Origin of the sequence: Oceanospirillum linum (assembly GCF_001995095.2) — a bacterium.
GTDB classification, from domain to species: domain Bacteria; phylum Pseudomonadota; class Gammaproteobacteria; order Pseudomonadales; family Halomonadaceae; genus Oceanospirillum; species Oceanospirillum linum.
This window is the reverse complement of record NZ_MTSD02000183.1, coordinates 1-408: the sequence shown is the minus strand read 5'-3', so window position 1 is coordinate 408 and position 408 is coordinate 1. Positions and strand designations below refer to the sequence as shown.

At 44.1% G+C, this 408-nt stretch carries 1 protein-coding gene; it reads right to left on the bottom strand.

Going from position 1 to position 408, the window contains the following annotated elements:
- Nucleotides 1-2: 2 nt before the first annotated feature.
- Nucleotides 3-408, bottom strand: a 406-nt coding sequence (locus tag BTA35_RS19045; RefSeq protein WP_078320920.1) for a capsid assembly scaffolding protein Gp46 family protein, incomplete at its 5' end; no start/stop codon positions are given.

Here is a 408-nt window from a genome sequence, read left to right as displayed (position 1 = left end):
TCTTAGTATTTGGCAACTACGGCATCGAATGGATCAATTTCCGTTTTGCCTGTTGTTTTTTTAGGAGTAGAACCGGTGTTCCTTGCGATCTCCCATTTAGATCGTTGGTCTTGCGTGTAGTTGATTAGCGCTTTGACATTGGCTAACGTTTTTGAATCATCCTCATCTACTACCAATGTCAAAACATCTTTCCCGACTGCCAAGCCAGCTTCCTTCAATACTTCGTCCGCTTGCTGTGTGGATTCCGCAATCTTGATTTGAGATTTCAGTTTAGCAATCTCATCATCTTTTTCTTGCTGTGCTTTGGTCGCCTTCTCCTCGTCGGACAACTCTTTCACGCCTTTTTTACCGGCATTTTCTAGTTCCTCGATGCGGGATAGTGCTTGTTCAAGCTGCGTCTTAGTTTCC